The sequence below is a fragment of the Paenibacillus sp. FSL R7-0297 genome (assembly GCF_038009025.1).
Lineage (GTDB): Bacteria > Bacillota > Bacilli > Paenibacillales > Paenibacillaceae > Paenibacillus_AQ.
Map to the genome: position 1 here is coordinate 4,983,978 of NZ_JBBPAQ010000001.1, position 22,207 is coordinate 5,006,184.

A 22,207-nucleotide genomic window follows, 5' to 3' on the forward strand; every position below is an offset into this window, starting at 1 on the left:
CTTATTCTATTCTTCCGAATCCACGTTATGGTAGACCTGCTGCACATCGTCCAGTTCTTCAAGAGCGTCAATCAGCTTCTCGAACTGCGCCTGTGCATCTTCAGGCAGGGCCACATAATTCTGTGGAAGCAGAGTCAGCTCGGCTACGGTAAATTCCGTAATGCCTGCGCCGCGGAAAGCTTCCTGTACAGCGTGGAACTGGTCGGGTTCGGCATATACAATCACTGCTTCATCCTCTTCCAGCACATCACGGACATCCAGGTCTGCTTCAATCAGCAGCTCCATCACTTCATCCGCCGATTTGCCTTCTACACCGATTACAGCTGTCGGATCGAACATATACGTTACCGAACCGCTGACACCCATATTCCCGCCGTTCTTACTGAAGGTGGAGCGTACCAGCGGAGCTGTACGGTTGACGTTATTCGTCAGCGCATCGACCACGATCATCGAACCGCTTGGACCGAAGCCTTCATAACGGAGCTCCACGTAATTTTCGTCGCCGCTGCCTTTTGCTTTTTCGAGTGCACGGTCGATAATCGCCTTCGGCACATTATAGGTTTTGGCCCGTTCCAGAACAACCTTCAGTGCCCGGTTGGATTCCGGATCAGGTTCGCCCTTCTTAGCGACAACATAGATTTCTACACCGAACTTGGCGTAGACCTTACTTGTATTGGCATCCTTGGATGCTTTCTTTTCCTTAATATTATTCCACTTACGACCCATATCGTTACCGCTCGCTTTCCAACATTTGATTAAAAACAGTCCTGTATATTATACCTCTGTTCGATATATCCCGTAAAGGGCCGTCCGGCGCTCATTCATAAATCCAGTAAAGCCAGCATCCGGTCCGTCCCCGCAGCCTGAATAAGCATTGGCAGACGCGGGCCTTCATCCGCACTCAGAACCAGCTGATAGATGATGGTGAACAGCCTTTTTTGCTGAGTCCGCATTGTTTTTTTGTCTTCATGATGACAGATCGCGTAGATTTGAGTCATTCTCTGCGTTTCGTCCAGCTCACAGTTTCTTAGCAGGCCGCAGAGGGTGCGCAGCCATTTCAGTTCTGCCGCGTCCAGTGAATGATAATAGGCTAAGTTCGGCGAAGAATTGACCGTAATCAGCTTGTGCGGCATCCAGTTTCTGATCCAGTGCTCCGCCCGGTCCGCCGTCAGCAGCAGCTGATACTCATCTGCCTTCTCCCCATTCTTGGTGAGAATATCCCGGAGCAGTTCCCGGTCGAAGTTGATTAATGGCAGCAGACTGGACACCTGATTGAAGCTCGGGGACGTTCCGGTAGAGCCGCTTAGCAGCGATAACTCCAGCGCATCCGCAAGATCACCAGTTAATGCTCCGGTATGAACTCCAGCAGTATACCGCTCGAACTCCGCATAATTGCGCAGCACATCCTCATCCAGTCCAATATGAAAAGCAGCATTCGGCTGGTATTTGGCGAACAGGAACAGGATATTCTCCGGGGCATATATGTTCAGCAGATCATCGGGTGTGTAATTATGCCCGGAAGAGCTGGACATTTTGGAGTAACTGCCTTTAATGCTGATAAATTCATAGGGCTCATACATAGGCGGAGGGTTGCCGAAGATCCGCTCCGAGATTACTGCGGCCACATTATAGCTGCCGGTTTCAGACGAATGATCACGCCCTCCAGGCTCAAACACCACCTGCTCCATGTTCCAGCGCATCGGCCAGTCGATTTTCCAGTGCAGCTTCAGGTTGTCAGCCTCAGGAACACGAATGGTATCGGCATGACCGCACTTACAGCTATACACCACGGTCTCTGCGCTGTCGTCGAAGCTGTGAATCGTTGTCGCATCTTTTCCGCATCGTCTGCAGTATACACTTACCGGATAAAAAGCTGCCCGGTCTTCCGCAGAGCTCTCCCCTGTTTTGAACGACATCAGAATATCGTAGATCTCTTCCCGGTGGCGCAGGGCATGCAGGATTGCCGGATTATAGCGGTGTGACTGGTATTCCCGGCTCTGGTAGATGAATTCAGGCTCGATCTCAAACGCCTGCAGCGCCTGCTCAAACTCCGCCTCGAAATGTGCCGCGTACGAAGTATGGCAGCCATAGGGACAGGGAACCTGCGAATACGGCAGCCCTATATATTGTCCGAACGAAGGGTCCACAAGCTTCGGCACCTTCCGGAACCGGTCAAAGTCATCCCACGAGAAAATGAACCGTACCTCCTTCCCCGCCCGCCGCAGCGCTTTGGCTACAAACGAAGTGGTCACAATCTCGCGGAAATTTCCGATATGGACCGATCCGGACGGACTGATCCCCGATGCACATACAAAAGTCTGCCGCTCCGGATGGTTCACGATTAACTGGCTTGCTATTCTCTCTGCCCAATGCATGACAATCACCTCTACTGTTAGTATGGAGCTCATGTGGAGCCTGTTAAATTTGGCACGACGCCCGGCCGCCCGGGAACACAAAAAAGCTCCCGCCCTCAAGATTGTTATCTTGAGGACGAGAGCTTGAATAAGCTTCGTGGTACCACCTCTGTTCGCGGACCTATTGCTAATCTTCCGCCTCTTCGGGTACGGCCTTTACGCTTATACCCTATCTCTGTAACGGGAGATCCCGGCATAGCATCCTTGGGGCTGTGCCCAATTCCGTATGCAGCTCAGAGACTTTTTTCAGATCAGACGCTTCGCTGCCCCCTTTCACCACTCTGGAGCTCTCTGTGAACGCTGCCGCCTGCCTACTCTTCTCTTCATCGCTTGTGTGTATGTAAGTAATTATTTGCAAGTGTACTTCGGGAGGGAGGGATCTGTCAATAACAAAGCATTAACCGGGAACGGTCCACCCTTTGGAGATGACAGCGTGGAAGCTGTGAGGGTACCGCCTCGCACGATAAGCAAGTGGATTAAATCCAACTAACTCCGGGTCCTCATCCCGGCGCGCGGTGCTTGGCCCAAGGTGGTGGTCAACCCTCCATCCCATCAGGTCCTGGAGAAGTATATATCTTATATATCCCCTCAAAAAGAGAGCAGGTCACCCCTTCGGGCAAACCCGCCCTCTATGCAGCATATACCTTCTACTCCCAAACCTCATCCGCCGTCTCAATCACCAGCCGCAGCTTGTCCCACTGCTCTTCTTCCGTCAGGATATTCCCTTCCTCAGAGGAGGCGAAGCCGCATTGGGTGCTGAGACAGAGCTGATTAATATCCACGTATTGTGACGCTTCTGCGATCCGGGCTTTGAGCTGCTCTTTGCTCTCCAGGCCGCCATGCTTCGTGGTCACCAGCCCCAGCACTACAAATTGGTTACGAATAAAGCGCAGCGGTTCGAAATCACCGGAACGTTCATTGTCATACTCCAGGAAGAACGCATCCACTTCGGCGCCAGCGAACAGCTCTTCGGCAACCGGCCCGTAGCCCCCGGCAGCAAACCAGGTCGAGCGGAGATTACCTCTGCACACATGCAGCGCAATCGTCATATCCGCAGGGCGGGCAGCGATGCTCTCATTAATCAGCCGGACATAGTCCTTCGCCAGCTGGTCGGGATCGACGCCTCTGCTGCGCAGATGCGCCCGGTGTTTGCCGCTGCAAAGTGTGCCCCACGTGGTATCATCGAGCTGCAGATACCGGCAGCCAGCATCGTAGAAGGCCTGTATCGCATCCCGGTACACCTGGATGATATCTCCATACAGCGTTGCGGAATCCGAGTAGACCTCGTTTCCGTTATAATCCTGCACGAAATGAAACAGCGCCGGTGAAGGAATGGTCATTTTGGCAAGCGTGACTCCGGCCATCTGCTGCAGACTGCTGAAGTCTGCCACCATAGGATGGTCGCCGAATGCGATTTTCCCGGTAATCTTGAAGCTCTCTGCCCGGTTCACCGGTTCCTTGGAGCTGCCGGCCGGCCCGAGCGTGATCTTCTGCGTCCCCTGGACCCCGAAGAAGAAATCAAGATGCCACCAGGAGCGGCGGAACTCGCCATCGGTTACGGCATGTAGCCCCAGGGTCTTCTGCTGCTGCAGCAGCTTGGCAATCTCTATGTTCTCAACCTCACGCAGTTCCCCGGCAGTCATGATACCTTGGGCATACAGGCTGCGCGCTGCTTTGAGCGCCTCTGGCCGCAGGAAGCTTCCGACAATGTCATAGCGAAAGGGCGGTGCATTTCTTGTCGATCCGATAACTGGACTACTCATACGTCCCTCCTGCTGTTAAAGTAAGAATGACTCAAGCTCGAAATAATTATCCGACACCAGATCATTCAGAATGTTAATATACCCCGACATAATCTCGCTCGGTTTACGGTCCTTGTGGGCAATCCAGCCGACAGAGAACACCTCTTTGCTGTCAAAAGGAATAGTGACCAGTCCCGCATCATTCAGCTCAGAGGCCATTATCCCTGTGCCTACCGTATACGAATCACTTCCGAGCAGCAGATGAGTCAGTGTGGCGCGGTCGGTAACTTTAATATTCTTCTCAATCTGCGTGAAGCTAAGCATTTCCTCCGAGAAGTGCAGTGAGTTGTTATCCCCCTGCTCAAAAGTAATATAAGGAAACGCAAGAATATCATCAATAGTGATTCTCTCTTTGCCGGCCAGCACATGTCCTGCCCGCACATACACATGCGGATTCGTATTGAATAGCGGTGTAAACTTCAGGTTACCGTCGCTGAACAGCTTGTTCATTACCTTATAGTTACTCTCATTGATATACAGAATACCAATATCGCTGCGCAGGGTACGCACATCCTCAATAATCTCATAGGTCTGCGTCTCCCGCAGGCTGAAATTGTATTCCGCTATCTTACTCTCCTTCATCAGCTTCACAAATGCGTCCGTAACAAAAGCATAGTGCTGCGTGGATACCGAAAAGTAGATCGGACTGCGTTTCTTGCCGGTATAGCGGTTCTCCATAAACTCCGTTTGTTCAATAATCTGCCGGGCATAGCCCAGAAACTCCATGCCTTCCGCCGAGATGCTGATCCCCCGGTTGTTGCGTTCGAAGATTGTAATGCCAAGCTCGCTCTCCAGCTCCTTGATAGCATTCGAGAGGCTGGGCTGTGACACAAATAGCCTTTTGGCCGCTTCGTTCATAGAGCCGCTGTTCGCAATCTCAATTGCGTAGCGGAGCTGCTGCAATGTCAAACCTGTTCCCCCTCTGATCAAGGAATTCACCTATACTACAAATAAGAATTTAATAGTTATCCTATCACACCTTACCGCACCCAATCTACTAGGGATTATGCAGCGTGAAAAGCTGAAGTTATTGGGTCCGCTTCTTGCCCGCATCGATTTTGGACGGATCAAGTCCTTCCCAGATGTTCCTGATATCCGCCTGTCCGGGATCTTCAAACACCAGGAATGCCGTAGGCAGATAACGCTCCCCGTATTGTGAAGAAGGCTTGTTAAGAATCTCGTTGTCCTTCACCAGTACAGTGGATGAACCCCCGTCCAGATTGGCTGCGATTACCGCACCCTGCTTCAACATAATCTGCTGCACATCATACAGATTCGCCCCGATGCTGTAGCCCGGCTGCCGCCCGTCGATGACCACGAAGATCAGCGCACCGTCCGCCCGTTGGCCCATAGCCGTTCTTGGGGCGATCCCCCAGCCTTCAGCGGCATTCTTGATCTGGCCTTTGCCGTTCACAATAATCCGCGGCTGAAAAGTCACCGCCTCCTGTACTCCCATCTTGCTCAGCTCATCTAACGTGTAGTTTCCGGCGATCATTTTGCCTTCTTTATCAAGACCCACAATCTGTGTAGACTTCTTGCCGCCAAGTCCGTTATAGTACAGCTTCCCTTGTGAGACGACCAGCCCGATCGGCTTGAAGCCATTGCCCTTCCAGTTCGGATCGGCGAAGCCCCCGCCGTTCACCCCGGCGATTGCCCCTGTCCGCGCCACCATACTGGATACCTTTTCCCCTGAACCAACCTTATCGGGTACACCCAGACGGACCTTCTTCGGATCATTCACAATCATCACATAACCGGCATACCCGCTGCCAGTAACCTTTTCAATTTCGACCAGCGGTTTATCCTCCGGGACCACGGGCTCCGGTTCAATCACATGGGTGTCTACCTCATTGCCCATCTCCTGAAACCGCTCTGTATATTCGCTGACGCGGTTCTTAAGCTCATCTTCGCCAATTATATATTTGGCCATATACCGGTGTTGGGTCGTAATCAGTGTATCGGCGATCAGATATCGGGTGTTCTGGGCAGACGGTGCAAGGTAGAGCCAGCCTCCGGCTATAATCAGCAGGATGAGGCAGAACATAAATACTCTGAAGACTGTACGGAAAAAGCCCCTTTTCTTGCGCTTACGGGCCGGTTTTTTCTTCTTGCGGACAGTGGAACGTTGCGGTAATGATGAAGAATTCACTTCTAGATATCCTCCCTAAACAAGCCTTTTGTTGTATACTTCTATACACTCACATATCTCATAATAGAGCAATATAGAAGTTTAAAAGTTTCAGTTTGGTCAATTTCCTGTCCATTATCTGTTATTTTCTGCTCAAGGATAGGAATCAATCAGAATACAGCAAATAGAAATGTAGAAACTATCATACGTTATTTTGAAACCACGAAAGATATGATCAAGGGTTGAATTCTAAGCAAGGGAGTGCAGCTTCAATTGAATAAAACAGAGCGTCTTTTATCGATTGTGATGGAACTACAGCGAAGTAAATTGCAGACAGCTGATGAATTAGCAGCGGTCTTAGGGGTTAGCGTAAGAACGATCTATCGTGATATGCAGGCTCTGAGTGAAGCGGGAGTTCCCATCATCGGTGAGACTGGATTAGGATACTCCTTAATGGAAGGCTATTTTCTTCCACCCATCAGTTTTACCACAGAAGAGGCAGTATCACTTCTTCTTGGAGCTGAATTCATAGAGAAACGTTTTGATCCGACTTATCGCAATAGTGCCCGTTCTTCCCGCAGAAAAATAGAAGCCATTCTTTCCCGGCCCATGCGTGAAGAGACAACCCGAATCCAAGGGAGCATCCGGTTGCTTCAAAGGGATGAAAAGGTCATAATGGCCCGGGAGAAAGTAAACTTGGGAATCATTCGTGAAGCCATGCTGGAGGGCAAGAAACTTCGTTTAACCTATCACAAGCGGGTGGCTGAAGCTGATGGGAACCGGGTAAATGTGCGAATTGTATCGCCATACGGATTAGCACATGATGAGCAGAATGGCTGGCTGTTACTTGCTTTCTGTGACCTAAGGGAGGATATTCGCCATTTCCGGGTCTCCCGGATCAGTGACCTTACCATGACTGAGGATACGTTTCAGACTCCCGATAACTTCAACCTTGAGTCCTACCGGCCGAAGGATACCCGTAGCGTACGGGTCTGCGCAATTTTTAATCCAAACGTCACAGATAGAGTTGAAGAAGCCAATAACTATTATATGGAGACTGCCGAATCTAAAGAGGACGGTTACCATGTCACTTTTCGTGTCCACGAGCCGGAAGAATTGCTGAGCTGGATGCTTGGATGGGGGGCAGATGTAGTAGTCACTGAACCTGAATCCTTCAAAAACCGGATAAGAGAAGAAATCGAAAAAATGAAAGAACGCTACTGACATGCTGTTGGCAGTAGGGGGCTTGTATAATCAAGATATACGAATAGTGCATTGAAGATTTGCAAATGCTGATTTTGAGGCGATGGCGAGTCAGATGATTATTCTAATAACATAAACAGGAGGACATTATTATGTCAGCAATTGGACCCGACTTCATTTCACTACAAGTAAGCAATCTTGAAGGCTCTGCGGAATTCTATCAGAACTATCTCGGACTGGTCCGCTCCCAGGCGGGCCCACCTCATGCTGTGGTCTTTGATACCAAGCCCATTGCATTTGCCCTTCGTGATCTAATGCCTGGAATAGAACTCGGTACAGGCACTCAACCTGGACTTGGTGTCGCTCTATGGCTTCATGCCCCTGATACGCAAGAAATCCACGACAAGCTTATTGCAGCAGGCGTAAAGATTACATCCGCACCCATAGACGGCCCCTTCGGACGAACCTTTACATTTGCCGACCCGGACGGTTATCAGGTTACTCTTCATAGTAAAGGCTAATACGCAAAAGTATTCAGCTTAATAACTAGGGATAGGCTCCCCATATGGTAGACAGGTGAGATCATACAACCTGTCTACAGTATGGGGAGTTTTTTCATGTCGGCGAATTGTCAGGCTAAGTGGAACACCTTGTACGGCAAGGCTATTTCTCCAACTCATAGCGGGCCGCGATAATGCCCGACTTGAGCGTTCGGCTGGATAGCAGCTTGAGCCTGATTTTCTCACCGTCATCGTGGAATGCTGATTTCCCACTGCCCAAGATGACCGGACAAATCGAGTTTTCTCATGTTTGCTTCTCCTCCGATTTCGAATTTTCTTCAAAGACAACAATATTGTGCAAATCTGTTCGTTCGGAGCATCTCACGCCTTCCGGACAGCGGGGGAGTACAACACGTCAGCATGCATATGCTGAATTTCGGCCCAGTTGCGGGGATTGGTCGTATCTGGTATACCATGCTCCAGAATGTCCTGATATAGGGCAGTTTTTTGTTCCAGATGGGCTATATGCCGTTTGGCTTCTTCAAGCTTAATGAGCGCTGCTTCTTTATGCTTCATCATGAGTTCACTGCGTTGCGGAAGGGTCGAATCACCTTCGAGACAGAGATCAATGTATATTTTGATAACTTCAATCGGCATCCCGGATTGCTTGAGACATCTGACGCCATGCAGCCAGTTGATCGATTCTTCATCGAACAGCCGGATATTATTCTGGTTTCGCTGTACGCTGGGCACCAGCCCTTTATCCGTGTAATAGCGTACAGCGTGCTCAGTGAGTCCTGTAATCAGGGCGGCTTCTTTGACCGTATGCATGTGTGATCCTCCTTGAAAAAAATGATAAGACCGCTTGACTTCGTGTTACACGAAGGCGATAGGCTTATTGTAATGCAACTCGGATGGAAGTGGAATCCCCGCTTCAGTATCCTACTTGGGGATACGCACCGTTTGCTGTTGTACATCTGAATACTGGGAGGAATTATAATGCTAAACGTAACCTTAAACAATGGTGTGAAAATGCCGATCATCGGTTTTGGTGTCTACCAAATCCCGGATGCTGGAGAATGCGAGAACGCCGTATATGAAGCACTAATAGCTGGATACCGCCTCATTGACACAGCGGCCGGTTACCTCAACGAGGAAGCGGTTGGACGCGCAATTAAGCGTAGCGGCGTGAAGCGTGAGGAACTATTCATCACGACCAAGCTTTGGGTTCAGGATGCCGGCTATGAGAGTGCCAAGCTGGCGTTCGCCAAATCCTTGAATAAGCTGCAGCTCGACTATCTCGATCTATACCTTATTCACCAGCCGTTCGGGGATTACTACGGCGCTTGGCGTGCTATGGAAGAATTGTACCGCGATAACAAGATCAGGGCGATCGGTGTCAGCAACTTCCTGCCCGACCGTCTGATGGACCTCATTGTGCATAACGAAATCGTACCCGCTGTCAATCAGATCGAAACGCACCCGTTCTACCAGCAGGCCGAGAGCGCTGCTTTTATGAAAGATCAGGGCGTGCAGCACCAGTCGTGGGCGCCGTTTGCTGAAGGACTGGGCAACATGTTCGGCAACGAAGTCCTGGCCTCGATTGCAGAACAACACAACAAGTCCGTCGCCCAGGTCGTGCTGCGCTGGCTTGTTCAGCGTGGAATCGTTGTGATTCCAAAATCAGTGAGAAAAGAGCGGATCGCGGAGAACTTCAATATTTTCGATTTTGAGTTGAGCGCGGATGATATCGGACAAATTACCTCCCTCGATACGCGGGACAGTCTTTTCTTATCCTACCACGATCCGAAGTTCGTCAAGATGCTGGGCACCTTGAGGGTTGATCTGTAAACCTTGATCAAACCGTAAGCTCGTCACATCTTTATCTTTATCTTTATCAATGAAAAAGGGACAGGGCGGTCACACGGCCACTGTCCTTTTTTACAATACTTTATTTGCATAGTCTACAGCTCCAGCCTATCACCGGTGTCTGCCTACACCGCCTCCGCTGCTTGCACTGCCGCCTCCGCCGGCATTATTATCATCATCGTCATCATTGGAAGAATAACGCCCCGCTCCACCCCCATTGGTAGAACTGCCATCCCCCTCATTTTCATCCTGGTAAGAGGAATGGCGTCCTACTCCGCCACCGCTTGATGAACCGCCACCTCCCTCATTGCTACCCCAGAAGCTGCTCTGCGAACTGCTGTGATTCAAGGCTTCGTTACGATGCCGCTCATGCCGGCGGTGCCGCCGCTGCCGCATAGTAGAACCTGAGCCGAACCTGGTAACTAGACGGTTAATATTCTGCTGATTGAACGGATTAAGCCGTGATCCAAAACGGGCAATTAAACGGTTGCGGCCGGAAGCAGCAAGACTGAATATAGCAATGATTATCAGATACACTCCCATAATCTTTAATCCTGTAGATGCGCTGACGGGTTTCGGTTTGTCGTTAATATGCGATTTTACGGGTGATTGGGTTCCTGCTGCAGCGGTAGATTTGGAGCCCGCCGCCGCAGCCTCCAGGCTGGCATCTGCTCTGGCCAGGAAGAAGCTGTAGAAAGCATTCGCCGTCCCGGTTGCCCCGCCTGCGTAATCCTTTGTAGCAAATTCCGGTTCAAGTACCGTGTCCAGTATTCCGCCAATGCGTTCATTGGTCAAAATTCCATCGATTGCCTTACCCTGAAGGACATGATAATTATCTCCGCCGATATCCAGCACCAGCATTACATCTTTAGGCCCTGCGGCTACGCCGGCGAACTTCGCATACGTATAATCCTGCAGGCTTTTATCACCGGAATTCTTGATTGTCACTACATAGATCCCGCTTCCGGTCGTTGCCGCATAACGGTTGCTGGACTGGTTCAGATAATCCTTCGTAACTTGTTTGAAGACCCCGGCATTATCCGATACATAGTTTTTGGTGCCGACAGTCTCCGAATAGATTCCGCCAAGCTCCTGAATTAATGAACCATAGGTTTTGCGCGCACCAGCGCTATAGTTCTTCGCCGCGAAATCCGGCTCCAGTGACTCCGATAGAATCCGGGATAACACCTTGTCGTTCAGCGTATCCTCCAGACCTTTGCCCGGAACCGCCCAGTAATCATCATCCTGGGTGGAGAGCAGCAGCAGAACTCCGTTATTCTTATCTGCCGAACCGACTCCCCATGCATTGAACAGCGAGGTCGCATACTCTTCCATCGATGTTCCGTTCGTAGTATTCACCGTCACCAGCACAACTTGAGCACCAGTCTGCTGATGCAGCTTCACGCCGTAATTGACCATATAATTCTCTGTCTTCTGATCGATTACGCCCGCGAAGTCATTCACATAAAAGGACTCCGAATGGGCGGGAACAGCTGCCTCCGTCCGGCTTGGCGCCAGCGGCAGCAGAAGCAGGATCATCAGAATAGTGATAAGCGCAGTTTTTAAAGTTTTCTCATACATTAATACCCCTCCGGCTACTTATATCTCTACTATACTATATCGGTTAAGCTCACAATGGGATATAGTTCCATTCCCCTTATACTTATGTCCGAATCTAGTACATATTCAAAAGAGACTGCCCGGAGGTTACTCGTTATTAAATCTGTCCGGATGCGATCCAAAGCGCTGGTTGTTGTTCAGCGCATTAATACGGCTGATTTCATCCTCTGACAGTTCGAAATCAAAGATATCGGCATTCGCGATAATCCGCTCTTCTTTGACCGACTTTGGAATCGTCACAATACCGTTCTGCAGATCCCAGCGCAGGATGACCTGAGGCAGCGTTTTGTTATGGCGTGCCGCAATGTCAGCAATCACCTCATTGTCCAGCAGATGGCCTTGGGCCAGCGGAGCCCATGCTTCAATCTGAATGTCCTGCGCCCGGCAAAACTCACGAAGCTCAAGCTGGCTAAGCAGCGGATGCAGTTCCACCTGGTTAACCATCGGCTTCACCTTGGCTTCAGTTAAAAGATCTTCCAAATGATCTATCTGGAAGTTCGAGACACCGATCGCACGGACTTTTCCGTCTGCATACAGCTTCTCAAGTGCGCGCCAGGTGTCTTTATATTTGGCTCTAATCGGCCAGTGCACCAGATACAGATCCACATAATCCAATCCCAGTTTGCTGAGACTCAGGTCAAATGCCGCCAGCGTAGAATCGTACCCCTGATCGTTATTCCATACCTTGGTGGTGATGAACAGCTCTTCGCGGGCAATCCCGGATTCACGGATCGCCTGACCGACTCCCTCTTCATTACCATACACAGTTGCTGTATCAATGCTTCTGTATCCGGCCTTAATTGCTGCTTTGACAGAATCCACAACCTCTTGGCCTTCCTGGACCTTGAACACTCCCAGACCAAACCAAGGCATTTCTACACCGTTAGCTAACTTCGTTGCCGACTTTAGGTTCATCATTATCAGAGTACCACCCATCTATATGATTTGGATTGTTGCTAGAACAATGAGGCAGGGACCAGCTTGCGTCCGCCCTTAATCAGGGTTGAATCCAGTGCATCTCCTTTATCCCCGCCAAAATACAGCTGCCAGTACACACCGAAACGGATGCTGACGTCATTCTTCACCAGCTCCGGCGGCGTAACGATCAGCCACTGGAACTTCAGCGCCTTGGAAATCTCGAATACCGGATCAAGCACGTTATTGGAGACCATTTCACCGAACGGATTATCGTACAGGAAGACCGTCCAGCCTTTATTCTCCCGGTTGACGCGCTTGTGGGTCATAATCATCATCGCCACCAGCAGCTGAACCGACTGGCGTTGACCGCCGCTGCCGACGGCCTCATCCAGCGCCCCGCGGTTAATGACCTCCCAATCCGAGTAATGGTACTCTTCCGGTGCTGCGTAGAGGAAATAATTCTCGGTCACCGGTTTATATACCTGGAGCACCGGGAAGCGGTTCTGCAGCGCGGCATACACCATCCGCCCGTCATTAATCAGCTCTCTGACTACGGAAGCCGGAACCTGCTCGATCTTCGGGAACTTCTCTAGCAGGCTGCTGATGCAGCGGTTGAAATACTCACTGACCAGCGGTTCGATGTCATCTGTCGTTCTCGGAACGGTAATATTCTTGTAATTCAGCCGGACCAGGGGGAAGGCATGCCCGTTCTCATTATGAATGATCATCCGGCGTTCCATCCGCTTGAGAATGTCGGTAATCTGCACGACCCGCTTCGCGGCACGTCCTACCCACAGCTTACGCGACAGCTCCATATCTTCCTTGTCACTGCGGATACTCTCAATCTGATCACGTGAGCTCTGGAGCATCGAGTCCAGCACCTGCAGTGCAATCGAGAAATCATCCCAGTGAACTGTGTTCAGCCGGTCCTGAATTTTGGTCTCCAGCTCAACGTTCCATCCGGATTTGGCCAGTCTGCCGCTGAGCGTTGTCTTCTCTTCCTTGACCTTGCGCGAGATTTCCGCACGCTGACTGCGGCTCTCCTTGCTGCGCAGCAGCCAGTCTGCAACCAACTGCTCACAGTTCTCCCGCACATCCAGCTGCACGTCCTCGGGCACATCCCGCAGCGGCATGCGGCTCTCCACATGGGTATCCATGACCTTGCTCTGATTGGAGAGAGTCTGCAGCCAAATATCCATTGAGGCAAGCGCCTGCTTGCTTGTATTCAGCAAATACTCATTCTCCCGGAAGCGCGCACTTAGCTCTTCTTCCTTCTGTACCAGCGGCTCATGCCAGAGCTCTACTGCACGCTCGTGCTTCTCCTTGATGGCCTTCTCGGCTTTGCCCAGCTCCTTCTGCAGGTTGTCCAGCTCTGCCATACAGCGGATGTAGGAATCGCGGATATGCTGATAATCCTCGTCCAGAATCGCCGTGTCACTCTTCTGCCGTGTTCTGGCCGACTGAATAACCTCCGGTGATTCATCCGGTTCGGGCGCAGACTGCCATCCGTCATCGACCTGATGTACTGCAGCTTCCAGTTCAACCAGCTGTTGTCCCGCCGCTTTGATCTGGGCAGCCCGTGTGCGGATTTCCAGCTCATTCTGGCTGAGGGACTGCTGCAGACTTTCCACGGTACTCAGCAGCTGCAGCAGCTTATCCTGTAATGCTTCATCCGGCACAGCAGTTTCTTGCTCTGTATCACTACTAGCGACATTGACATGTTCGCTGGGGAAGTGAATTTCCGGGAACCAATTCTGCAGCCGCGGGAACAAGGAATACTTAGCTTCTCCCAGCCACTTCTCCCGCTGCAGGGCGAGGCTGTCTATGTCCGCCTTCAGAAGTGCCAGCTGCTGTTCCTTGACGGCAATCTCTTTGCTTAAGGCTGTCTTCAATTCAACTGACTTTTGTTTGTCTTTGTAATCCTGCTCCTGCTTCCTGCTCCGCTCCGCCCACTCACGCAGCGCCGCTGCCCTGGTCTCATGCTCGGTTTTCTCCGCCTCACTGACAGCCAGATCTCTGGCTATTCCGGATATATTCTCTTCATTAAGGGACATTTCAGCATTCAATTCATTTAGACTCTTGCCAAGCTCCTGCTGCCGGGTCTCTAATACCTGCTGTCTGGCCCGCAGACTTACGGTGTGTTCACCCTGGAGCAGACGGTCATACTCCTGTCTGGCTGATTTCAGCTTCGCCAGATACCCTTCCGCATCCTGCAGCTCTTCTTCCCGCTCTTTGAGCCGGGAGGCGATCCCTTGCTTCCAGTCCAGGAAACGCTCCGGCTGCAGCACCATCTGCGGCCCTTGATGGGTGAGCAGCAGGAATGAAGCTCCTGTGGCATCCGCCATTTCCTCACGCACGAAGACCGGGACAGGCGACTTGAGCAAAAGCTCCTGAAGCAACTCAGGCTGAAGCTTAGCCGATTCACGCTTCGTTACAATCAGCCCGTAAGGCAGCAGCGGGTGACGTTCCAGCTCCTCTTCACGGACCAGGTAAGACTGGTCGTTCAGATATGCACTGCCGATCATGGAGCTGATCTTCAGGGCATCCAGGGCATCCTTCACTGTCAGGATATCATTATTAGGCAGCCAATAGGCTTCCTGCTGCAGCTCTACATCCAGCAATTGATTATAGTATTCCCGTCTGAGCCGCTTCGTCTGCTGCTCGGCATCCTCCAGTCTGCGGATGAACCGTTCCTGAATAAGTGATTTGGCCTCGAACAATGCTGTCGTCCCGAGCTGCTGATGTTCTTCATACATTTCCAGCAGAACTACAAGCTGTGACCAGAGCTGTGATTCCTTGCCCATCTGAGCTTCAATCCGGTCCGTAAGCTCCTCCGCCTGGCTTGCAGCCCCCAGCAGCTTCTCAGTCAGCCGTGTATGTCTGGTATGCAGAGCAAGCTTCTCTTCTTCTGCGGATTTGCGCTGCTCGTTCAGGGCAACGATATTCTCGGTTATGCTTCTGGCTGCAATCAGCGTGCGCTGAAGTGCGGCTGCCGGGGAATGGGCAGCCTCCTGCCCGTGGCGGGAAGCGAACACCCCTAGATCTTCGGTATACTGGCGGATGAGCGCCGTTAATTCATGAATCTTGCCCTCCAGTCCGCCGAGTTCAAGCAGGAATGCCTCCCGGCCTTTGCGCAGAACGCCCTCTTCTGCACCCAGAGCCTGCTGGCGGCCGCTGAAGAACAGAATTCGCGCTTGCCACAGCCGGTAGACCTCATCCCACTGCAGGCGAAGCTCCTGCTTGGCCGCTTGAATGACCTCTTGGCGCTCCTTCATCGCAAGGGAGCCTTCGATGGCTTCAATTTCCTTCTGCCACTGCTCCATCTGGCGGATCTGCAGTCTGCGTCTGGCTAGATAATGGGCAACCTCAAGAGCCTTTTCCTTGATCTTCGATTCCTCCAACCGCTGCTTAGCCCGTGCCTGATTATCCGAGACCGCTTTGAAATCATCCTGTTTGCGGTCACGCTCTTCCTTAAGCTTCAGATACTTCAGATTATCCGTCTCAAATTTCAGCTGCTTCGCTTCCTGATAATGCCCGGCCAGCTCATCCGCAGTTTTGCGGCGCTTGTCCTCGGCATTCTTCAGCTCATCATAGATCACCGTGTACAGCTGCCGCCCGAACAATTCGGTCTCCTGAAAGCTGCGGTCAGCCTCAGTCCCCTGCTTGATGGCCTCATAGAGCGGGGCGGCAAGTGAAGTGAATTCAGCAAAAGCCCGCTCTCTCTGCTCCAGCATCGGCAGCCTCTGTGCAACCGTAGCGGAATCTATGAACATCCGCTGAAGCGAGCCTTCATCCTCGCGCATGCTGCCGTTCAGACTCGACCCGATTTCCGGAATAATCAGCTTCTCGAACAGATTGTGGTTGGTAAAGGCGTCATTCTTCTGGAAATAGCCTTTAATTCCGCCCTCTTCACCGTTGATTCTCCGCATATTCCGCCATTCATCAATATGGATATCCCGGTCTGCCAGAAAAGCATAATATTTCTTAAGGTCCGAGCTGTGGCTGCCATACGCAACGATCTCATTACGCCGCTCACGGACAAATTGCTGAATCGCTTCAAAGCTGGCCGGAGTGTTCAGCTCGTGATCATAGAGCGGCAGAGTAGACAACGTAAGCTCCGCATTCTCATCATAATTGAGCAGCGCATAGAGCAGATAATCTACTTTGATCTCCAGCTGATCCATGGAGTTCTGGGCAGTCATTGCGATTCCGGTGGTTATGTATTCCGTCCGTTCCGGCTCGTCCAGCCGCCATTCGATGGCAACGTGGAACGTATAGGGCTTCAGCTGTTTTTTGTGATTATGGAAGAAGGCTTCTACCTGGTTCTCATTATCTTTACCCCAGGCAGCCTTGGGCATCAGCAGCTGGAATATCGACTGCAGCAGTACGCCCTTTCCCCCGCCGTTCATCAGCGTAATCAGCGTGTTGGACGGGCCTTCCTCATTGCACAGGTCGAGGATCATATCCTCATATTTCTTCAGCATCTTCTCATATTTAAGTCCGGCGATGCGGATTCGCTCAATGCGCGGCATGGGCTTCCTCCTCCTTCTCGCTGAGTGTCCGGCCAATCAGGGCCTTCAGCTCCTTATAGCGGTCCACATCATGATAGAGATAACGCATCCGCTCATACAGCTCTTCCCGGGGGAAAATCCGCTTCTCGTTCTCGGAGATGAACACCAGATGCTCTTCCTCCAGCAGCTTCATCCCCTCATGGATCAGGCCGATCCGTGAGCCGGCGCCGCGGGTCAGCGAATCGCCCTCCTCCTGGCTTTTGGTCTGCATATACAGGCTGCTCCATACTTTGTACATCGCCTGAATATCCAGCCGCCACTGCTTGCTGAAGCTGCCGTCTTCGTCCATGTCCATCCATGTCTGGAACAGGACGGATACCTGATCCGAGAGCTGTATGTAGGACATGCTGTCCTGACCCGGCTTGAAATGCTGTTCATCCTGATCCATCTCAGCCAGGAACACCAGAATAATTACGTTGATGATATGCAGATGCGTCTTGCGTTCGATGCGCGAATATTTATTGCGCAGCTGTGTGAAGTTGCTGGCAAAGCCGGAACCCATTGGACTCACGAGCAGGTGCAGACGATGCCCGGAGTTCATAATCCGGCAGCCGGCTTCTTTGGCTACATATTGTAAGGCATCATAAGCGACGGTATCCTGCAGGCATTCGGCCGCAGCGGGATCATCAAGTGATATCACCTTGCGGCGAAGCAGGTCGAAGAACAGCCGTGAAGCCTGTTGTACTTGCTCTAACGAATAACTCATGCTGAATCATCTCACTTCTCTACTATAGTAATGGTATAAGGACTGATCTCCAGACCGGGCCAGCGGATGCTGCCTTGCTGCCCGTTAGCAATCCTGGTCTGCAGCACTTTGCCCCGCAAGGTCTCAAGCTCCGGGTGGTCCGCAATCAGCCGCCCAATCAGCTTCTGACATTCATCGGCCCCGCCGTGACCTTCCACTTCCTGCTCCTGCACCTTCATTTCGGTATGGAAAAATTGAACCCACAGGTCCACCGCATTGGGGGTATCCGCCCAGCGCCGCTGTTCATCCTCAGAGAAAGCCTCTGCCGAGAATGTAAAGCTTCCCTGTTCTGCCAGTCCGGCGAAGACCGGCAGCCAAAGCTCAGATACCTCGGTCCACGGTATGCTTTTGGGGACATAGTGGAGTTCTTCCTCCTCCCCGGCTTCATCCGGGTCTTCCGGCAATTCGTCCGGCAGGAAGCCGACATCCTGCTCTTCCCAGGCCCAGGCCAGCGGATAAATGAAGTCTTGGCTGGGAGAGAATAGCCCGCTGATCAGAGTTTCCATGCTGTCTCCATCCGGCAACCCTTCCGGCTTCACCCATTCCTCCCAGACGTGGGTACGGAAGTTGAAGCCGGCGGCACCCCAGAACAGCTCGGGGAAGTTGAGCCTGAGATTGGTTTCCGCTTCAAAAATGCTAAGTACCACTTCGGCAAGCTCATCATGCACCCGACGGGAGAGTTCGACCCGCTCGGAGAGCAGGCGCAGCTCATTGAAGTCGATGACATCCTTCTCATCATTGGCCAGCCGGGCCAGCGAGCGGTGAATATTATCGAAATGCTTGCGTTCTTCGTCAAATTGCTGATGAATCTCCTCCAGCCGCTGGTGCCGCTGAGCGCCATATTCGCTGAAGATATGCTTCGGATTACGGCGTAGCGCATTGCGGTATTCCTGCTGCTGCTGGGTCATCTTCCGCACCCGGGAGATCAGCTCGTTCACATCCTGCATCGCCCGGGTTACCCGTCCATGCTTGATATGCATCTGAATCTCGAGCAGCTTGATGCTGATTTGAAATTCGTCAATGATCTCATGGCTCATGAAGATCAGCTCCATCGCATATTCGGAGAGCCGATAGATTGTGGTCCCGTTCTCTTCCCAGCTGGTACGGGTGGCATCTTCATCCACTGAGAAATATTTGTATTTCTGCACCGCCATCTGACGGGACTGATCATCATAATAGTTCGCCTCGAAATCCCCGCCGCCTCCGCTCCACAGTAGCCCGTCCACCAGCCGTTCCACCGATTCCGGACTGCCAAGCTTCGCGATGCCGAAGCGTTCAAGCGAGCTCCAGGTCAGCTGGACCAGATCCTCCCTGGATCTCTGTTCATTCGATTCCAGCTCCAGATAATAGATCTGCAGCAGCACGCTTAGAGCAATCATTTCCTTATAAGGCTGAAGCTCGCCGAGATTCATGCCTGCCCCCAGACTCCATAGGGGATTCAGCCGTTTATTCCGTTCTCCAAAATCATTCCAGTTCATGCTCCAGCCAACCTCGCCATCACTTCATAATTTACCTCACAACATAACATAAACCCACATCTGCCCCGAAGGGTGAAGTATGGGCTAGGATCACGATAAACGATATATTGGGGAATGTATGTTTCTATCCTCAGTTCTTTCTATTATATCAATGTTTCTCAGATATGGCTATTTGCAAAAAAATAATAGAGGGGCCCGCAATGGGACCCCTCTAAGCTTCGCTTGGGCACCCGGATGGATGCAGCTACTTATACTTCACATTCAACAAATAATCAAGATTAGCCTTCACCGCCGGCCACTCGTCATCAATGATACTGTACAGCGCATTGTCCATAACCATGCCGTCAGAAGTGAGGCGGTGCTTGCGCAGCACGCCTTCCCGGACAACACCAATCCGTTCAACCGCCCGCTGTGACCGAAGGTTGCTACTGACAATAGAGAAGTTAACACGGATTAATCCGAGCGCCTCGAAGCAGTATTGCAGAAGCAGCGACTTCGACTCCGTGTTCACTGCGGTTCTCCAGTAATCCGGCGAAATCCAGGTGCAGCCGATCTCAGCATTGCGGTGTGTCCGGTCCAGATGCATGATCCGCGTAGTGCCGGCAATTCGGCCGGAAGCCTGCTCAATGATGACAAAAGGCATATCCGTACCTTTAGCCTTGTTCACCAATGCCGCGTCAATCAATTGCCCTACCTGCTCTTCTGTACTGATTCTTCTCCAGGTGTATTCCCAGATCAGCGGATCGTTCAGCACCTTAACCAGCTCCGGCTTATGCTCTTCCATGAGGGGCACAAGCCTGATCACGCTGCCCTCCAGTTGCTCAGCATTCTTCGAAATCATATCAGCCCTCCTGAACTTTGACTACCTATTCTTCGACTACCTATTAATGAAGCAATTTATTTCCGATCAGCGATTTGGCCGGCCAGCAGCTGAATGAATTCCTGCACGCTGAGCGGTATTTGTGTACTCTCCGCACGGCCCCGAACGGAAACAGTACCGTTGTTCTGTTCTTGATCTCCAAGTACGAGCATATAAGGCACTTTCTCCAGCTGTGCTTCACGGATTTTGTAGCCCAGCTTCTCATCCCGCACATCCATCTCAACCCGCAGTCCGGCAGCCTGCAGCTGCTCTTTAACCTCGAAGGCATAATCAGCATGAACCCCGGATACAGGCAGCAGCTTGACTTGCACGGGAGACAGCCATAGAGGAAAAGCTCCGCTGAAGTGCTCTGTAAGAATGCCCATGAACCGGTCAATGGAGCCGAATACAGCACGGTGAATGACTACCGGACGGTGTTTTACGTTATCTTCACCAATATAAGTCAGATCGAACTTCTCCGGCATTTGGAAATCCAGCTGGATTGTACCGCATTGCCAGCTTCTTTTCAAGGCATCAAGGACATGGAAATCGATCTTAGGCCCGTAAAAAGCGCCATCCCCCTCGTTCACCCGATACAGGGTCCCGTTATTCTTCAGCACGCGTTCGAGCGACAGCTCCGCCTGATCCCAGAGTTCTTCAGCCCCCATATAATCATCCGGACGTGTGGACAGCTCCACCTTGTACTCGAAACCGAATACTTTGTACATCTGATCAATGAGCTCCAGCACCCGGCTAATTTCATCCTCAATCTGTTCCGGCAGGACAAACAGGTGGGCATCATCCTGGCAAAACGTGCGGACACGCATCATACCATTCAGCGCCCCTGAGAATTCATGGCGGTGGACCTGGCCATATTCAGCAATCCGGATCGGCAGCTCACGGTAGGAACGAAGGCTGTTCTTGTAGATCAGCATATGTCCGGGGCAGTTCATCGGTTTGAGCGCAAAATCTGTTTCATCTACTTTTGTGAAATACATCTCGTCTTTATAATGATCCCAGTGTCCGGACTGCTCCCATAGCCGTTTATTCATCATCAACGGTGAACGGACCTCATCGTAGCCGCTGGACCTCTGTAATTCACGCGAGAAGTTCTCCAGCTCTGTACGGATAAGCATCCCTTTCGGCAGATAGAACGGCATACCCGGCGCTTCTTCGGAGAACATGAACAACCCAAGTTCTTTACCCAGCTTGCGGTGATCACGCTTCTTCGCTTCCTCCAGCATGTGGAGATGCTCCTCCAGCTGGGATTTCTTGAAGAATGAAGTTCCGTAGATCCGCTGGAGCACCTGATTATCTGAATCCCCGCGCCAATAGGCTCCCGCTACGCTAAGCAGCTTGTAGGCCTTGATCCGGCCAGTAGACGGCAAATGCGGCCCCCGGCACAGATCAGTGAATTCACCTTGCTCATACAAGCTGATCACTGCATCCTCCGGCAGGTCACGGAGCAGTTCAAGCTTAAGGGGCTCCTCCAGCTGCCGGAACCGTTCCATCGCTTCACTTCTGCTGACAACCCGGCGCAGAATCGGCAGATTTTCTCCGATTATCTTCTCCATTTCCCGCTCAATCGCACTCAAATCCTCCACGGACAACGGACGTGCTATATCAATATCGTAATAGAATCCATCCTCTATGACCGGACCGATACCCAATTTAACATTCTGATCCCCGTAGATCCGTTTGACAGCCTGGGCCATCAGATGAGCAGTACTATGTCTGTGGATCATTAGACCGTCACTGCTGTCCGCCATTATAATTTCAACGAGGCTATCCTGTTCAACCGGGTGATCAAGGTCAACGAGCCTGCCGTCGATCTTACCTGCTACCGCATTCTTCTTCAGATTTGCACTGATTGACTCCGCAACCTGCGCAACTGTGGTGTTACGCGAATACCTCCTAATTGTTCCATCCGGCAGTTTCACTTGAATCTCCATGATTGTGGCCTCCATTTCTTCAGGTTTCTGTTAGTGTGATTTGAACGCAAAAAAACGCATCTCATCCCGGAAAGGGACGAGTGCGTCTACGCTCGTGGTTCCACCCTAATTCGACTATGTATTCACGGACCCCCGGCTGTTCGGCGGA

General features: G+C 51.6%; 16 protein-coding genes. 3 read left to right on the forward strand and 13 right to left on the reverse strand.

What is annotated here, in order from left to right; all coding sequences use genetic code 11:
• Positions 1-6: 6 nt before the first annotated feature.
• From MKZ24_RS21755 to MKZ24_RS21775, 5 genes are all read right to left on the reverse strand, one after another.
• A complete protein-coding gene (locus tag MKZ24_RS21755) occupies positions 7-726 on the reverse strand; it encodes a YebC/PmpR family DNA-binding transcriptional regulator (RefSeq protein ID WP_042236318.1) in 720 nt (239 codons plus the stop codon).
• A gap of 95 nt (positions 727-821) precedes the next feature.
• Complete coding sequence (gene lysS, locus MKZ24_RS21760; protein ID WP_340790203.1) at positions 822-2,375, reverse strand: lysine--tRNA ligase; 1,554 nt, start codon at positions 2,373-2,375, stop codon at positions 822-824.
• A 686-nt stretch (positions 2,376-3,061) separates the two neighbouring features.
• Entirely contained in the window at positions 3,062-4,177 is a 1,116-nt protein-coding gene (locus MKZ24_RS21765) for a 5-methyltetrahydropteroyltriglutamate--homocysteine S-methyltransferase (RefSeq protein ID WP_340786342.1), read from the reverse strand.
• A 15-nt stretch (positions 4,178-4,192) separates the two neighbouring features.
• Entirely contained in the window at positions 4,193-5,125 is a 933-nt protein-coding gene (locus MKZ24_RS21770; protein ID WP_039291538.1) for a LysR family transcriptional regulator, read from the reverse strand.
• 118 nt (positions 5,126-5,243) lie between these two features.
• A complete protein-coding gene (locus tag MKZ24_RS21775) occupies positions 5,244-6,365 on the reverse strand; it encodes a phosphodiester glycosidase family protein (protein WP_340786348.1) in 1,122 nt (373 codons plus the stop codon).
• Between the two features lie 252 nt (positions 6,366-6,617).
• Between MKZ24_RS21775 and MKZ24_RS21780 the strand changes: the two genes are divergently transcribed.
• Both MKZ24_RS21780 and MKZ24_RS21785 read left to right on the forward strand, forming a co-directional pair.
• A complete protein-coding gene (locus tag MKZ24_RS21780; RefSeq protein WP_340786350.1) occupies positions 6,618-7,568 on the forward strand; it encodes a helix-turn-helix transcriptional regulator in 951 nt (316 codons plus the stop codon).
• A 131-nt stretch (positions 7,569-7,699) separates the two neighbouring features.
• Positions 7,700-8,068 carry a VOC family protein gene (locus MKZ24_RS21785; RefSeq protein WP_042236306.1) on the forward strand — a complete coding sequence of 123 codons (369 nt, stop codon included), beginning with the start codon at positions 7,700-7,702 and terminating at the stop codon, positions 8,066-8,068.
• A gap of 360 nt (positions 8,069-8,428) precedes the next feature.
• Here MKZ24_RS21785 and MKZ24_RS21790 read toward each other — a convergent pair whose 3' ends face one another.
• Positions 8,429-8,878 (reverse strand): MerR family transcriptional regulator, encoded by a 450-nt coding sequence (locus MKZ24_RS21790; RefSeq protein ID WP_340786353.1) that lies wholly within the window; start codon positions 8,876-8,878, stop codon positions 8,429-8,431.
• Positions 8,879-9,046: 168 nt separating this feature from the next.
• On the opposite strand from MKZ24_RS21790, the gene MKZ24_RS21795 reads away from it, so the two are divergent.
• Complete coding sequence (locus MKZ24_RS21795; protein ID WP_340786357.1) at positions 9,047-9,898, forward strand: aldo/keto reductase; 852 nt, start codon at positions 9,047-9,049, stop codon at positions 9,896-9,898.
• Positions 9,899-10,027: 129 nt separating this feature from the next.
• Here MKZ24_RS21795 and MKZ24_RS21800 read toward each other — a convergent pair whose 3' ends face one another.
• The 7 genes from MKZ24_RS21800 to thrS form a co-directional block, all read right to left on the reverse strand.
• On the reverse strand, positions 10,028-11,497 hold the full coding sequence (locus MKZ24_RS21800; RefSeq protein ID WP_340786360.1) for a TPM domain-containing protein: 1,470 nt from the start codon (positions 11,495-11,497) through the stop codon (positions 10,028-10,030).
• Positions 11,498-11,623: 126 nt separating this feature from the next.
• Positions 11,624-12,454, reverse strand: coding sequence for an aldo/keto reductase (locus tag MKZ24_RS21805; protein ID WP_340786362.1), 831 nt, complete (start codon positions 12,452-12,454; stop codon positions 11,624-11,626).
• A gap of 38 nt (positions 12,455-12,492) precedes the next feature.
• Positions 12,493-16,986 carry a hypothetical protein gene (locus MKZ24_RS21810; protein WP_340786365.1) on the reverse strand — a complete coding sequence of 1,498 codons (4,494 nt, stop codon included), beginning with the start codon at positions 16,984-16,986 and terminating at the stop codon, positions 12,493-12,495.
• Positions 16,973-17,731: a DUF6063 family protein gene (locus MKZ24_RS21815; RefSeq protein ID WP_340786367.1), complete on the reverse strand. Its 759-nt coding sequence runs from the start codon at positions 17,729-17,731 to the stop codon at positions 16,973-16,975. The genes MKZ24_RS21810 and MKZ24_RS21815 overlap by 14 nt, the downstream gene beginning before the upstream one ends.
• A gap of 11 nt (positions 17,732-17,742) precedes the next feature.
• Positions 17,743-19,248: a hypothetical protein gene (locus MKZ24_RS21820; RefSeq protein ID WP_340786370.1), complete on the reverse strand. Its 1,506-nt coding sequence runs from the start codon at positions 19,246-19,248 to the stop codon at positions 17,743-17,745.
• 244 nt (positions 19,249-19,492) lie between these two features.
• Positions 19,493-20,089, reverse strand: coding sequence for a GNAT family N-acetyltransferase (locus MKZ24_RS21825; RefSeq protein ID WP_340786372.1), 597 nt, complete (start codon positions 20,087-20,089; stop codon positions 19,493-19,495).
• Positions 20,090-20,145: 56 nt separating this feature from the next.
• Positions 20,146-22,059, reverse strand: a complete 1,914-nt coding sequence (thrS, locus tag MKZ24_RS21830; protein ID WP_042236292.1) for a threonine--tRNA ligase — start codon at positions 22,057-22,059, stop codon at positions 20,146-20,148.
• Between the last annotated feature and the right edge of the window lie 148 nt (positions 22,060-22,207).

Coding starts and splice junctions, on each gene's coding strand:
- MKZ24_RS21755 (WP_042236318.1), bottom strand. CDS start 726: ATGGGTCGTAAGTGGAATAATATTAAGGAAAAGAAAGCATCCAAGGAT.
- lysS (WP_340790203.1), bottom strand. CDS start 2,375: ATGCATTGGGCAGAGAGAATAGCAAGCCAGTTAATCGTGAACCATCCG.
- MKZ24_RS21765 (WP_340786342.1), bottom strand. CDS start 4,177: ATGAGTAGTCCAGTTATCGGATCGACAAGAAATGCACCGCCCTTTCGC.
- MKZ24_RS21785 (WP_042236306.1), top strand. CDS start 7,700: ATGTCAGCAATTGGACCCGACTTCATTTCACTACAAGTAAGCAATCTT.
- MKZ24_RS21790 (WP_340786353.1), bottom strand. CDS start 8,878: ATGCATACGGTCAAAGAAGCCGCCCTGATTACAGGACTCACTGAGCAC.
- MKZ24_RS21795 (WP_340786357.1), top strand. CDS start 9,047: ATGCTAAACGTAACCTTAAACAATGGTGTGAAAATGCCGATCATCGGT.
- MKZ24_RS21800 (WP_340786360.1), bottom strand. CDS start 11,497: ATGTATGAGAAAACTTTAAAAACTGCGCTTATCACTATTCTGATGATC.
- MKZ24_RS21805 (WP_340786362.1), bottom strand. CDS start 12,454: ATGATGAACCTAAAGTCGGCAACGAAGTTAGCTAACGGTGTAGAAATG.
- MKZ24_RS21810 (WP_340786365.1), bottom strand. CDS start 16,986: ATGCCGCGCATTGAGCGAATCCGCATCGCCGGACTTAAATATGAGAAG.
- MKZ24_RS21815 (WP_340786367.1), bottom strand. CDS start 17,731: ATGAGTTATTCGTTAGAGCAAGTACAACAGGCTTCACGGCTGTTCTTC.
- MKZ24_RS21820 (WP_340786370.1), bottom strand. CDS start 19,248: ATGAACTGGAATGATTTTGGAGAACGGAATAAACGGCTGAATCCCCTA.
- MKZ24_RS21825 (WP_340786372.1), bottom strand. CDS start 20,089: ATGATTTCGAAGAATGCTGAGCAACTGGAGGGCAGCGTGATCAGGCTT.
- thrS (WP_042236292.1), bottom strand. CDS start 22,059: ATGGAGATTCAAGTGAAACTGCCGGATGGAACAATTAGGAGGTATTCG.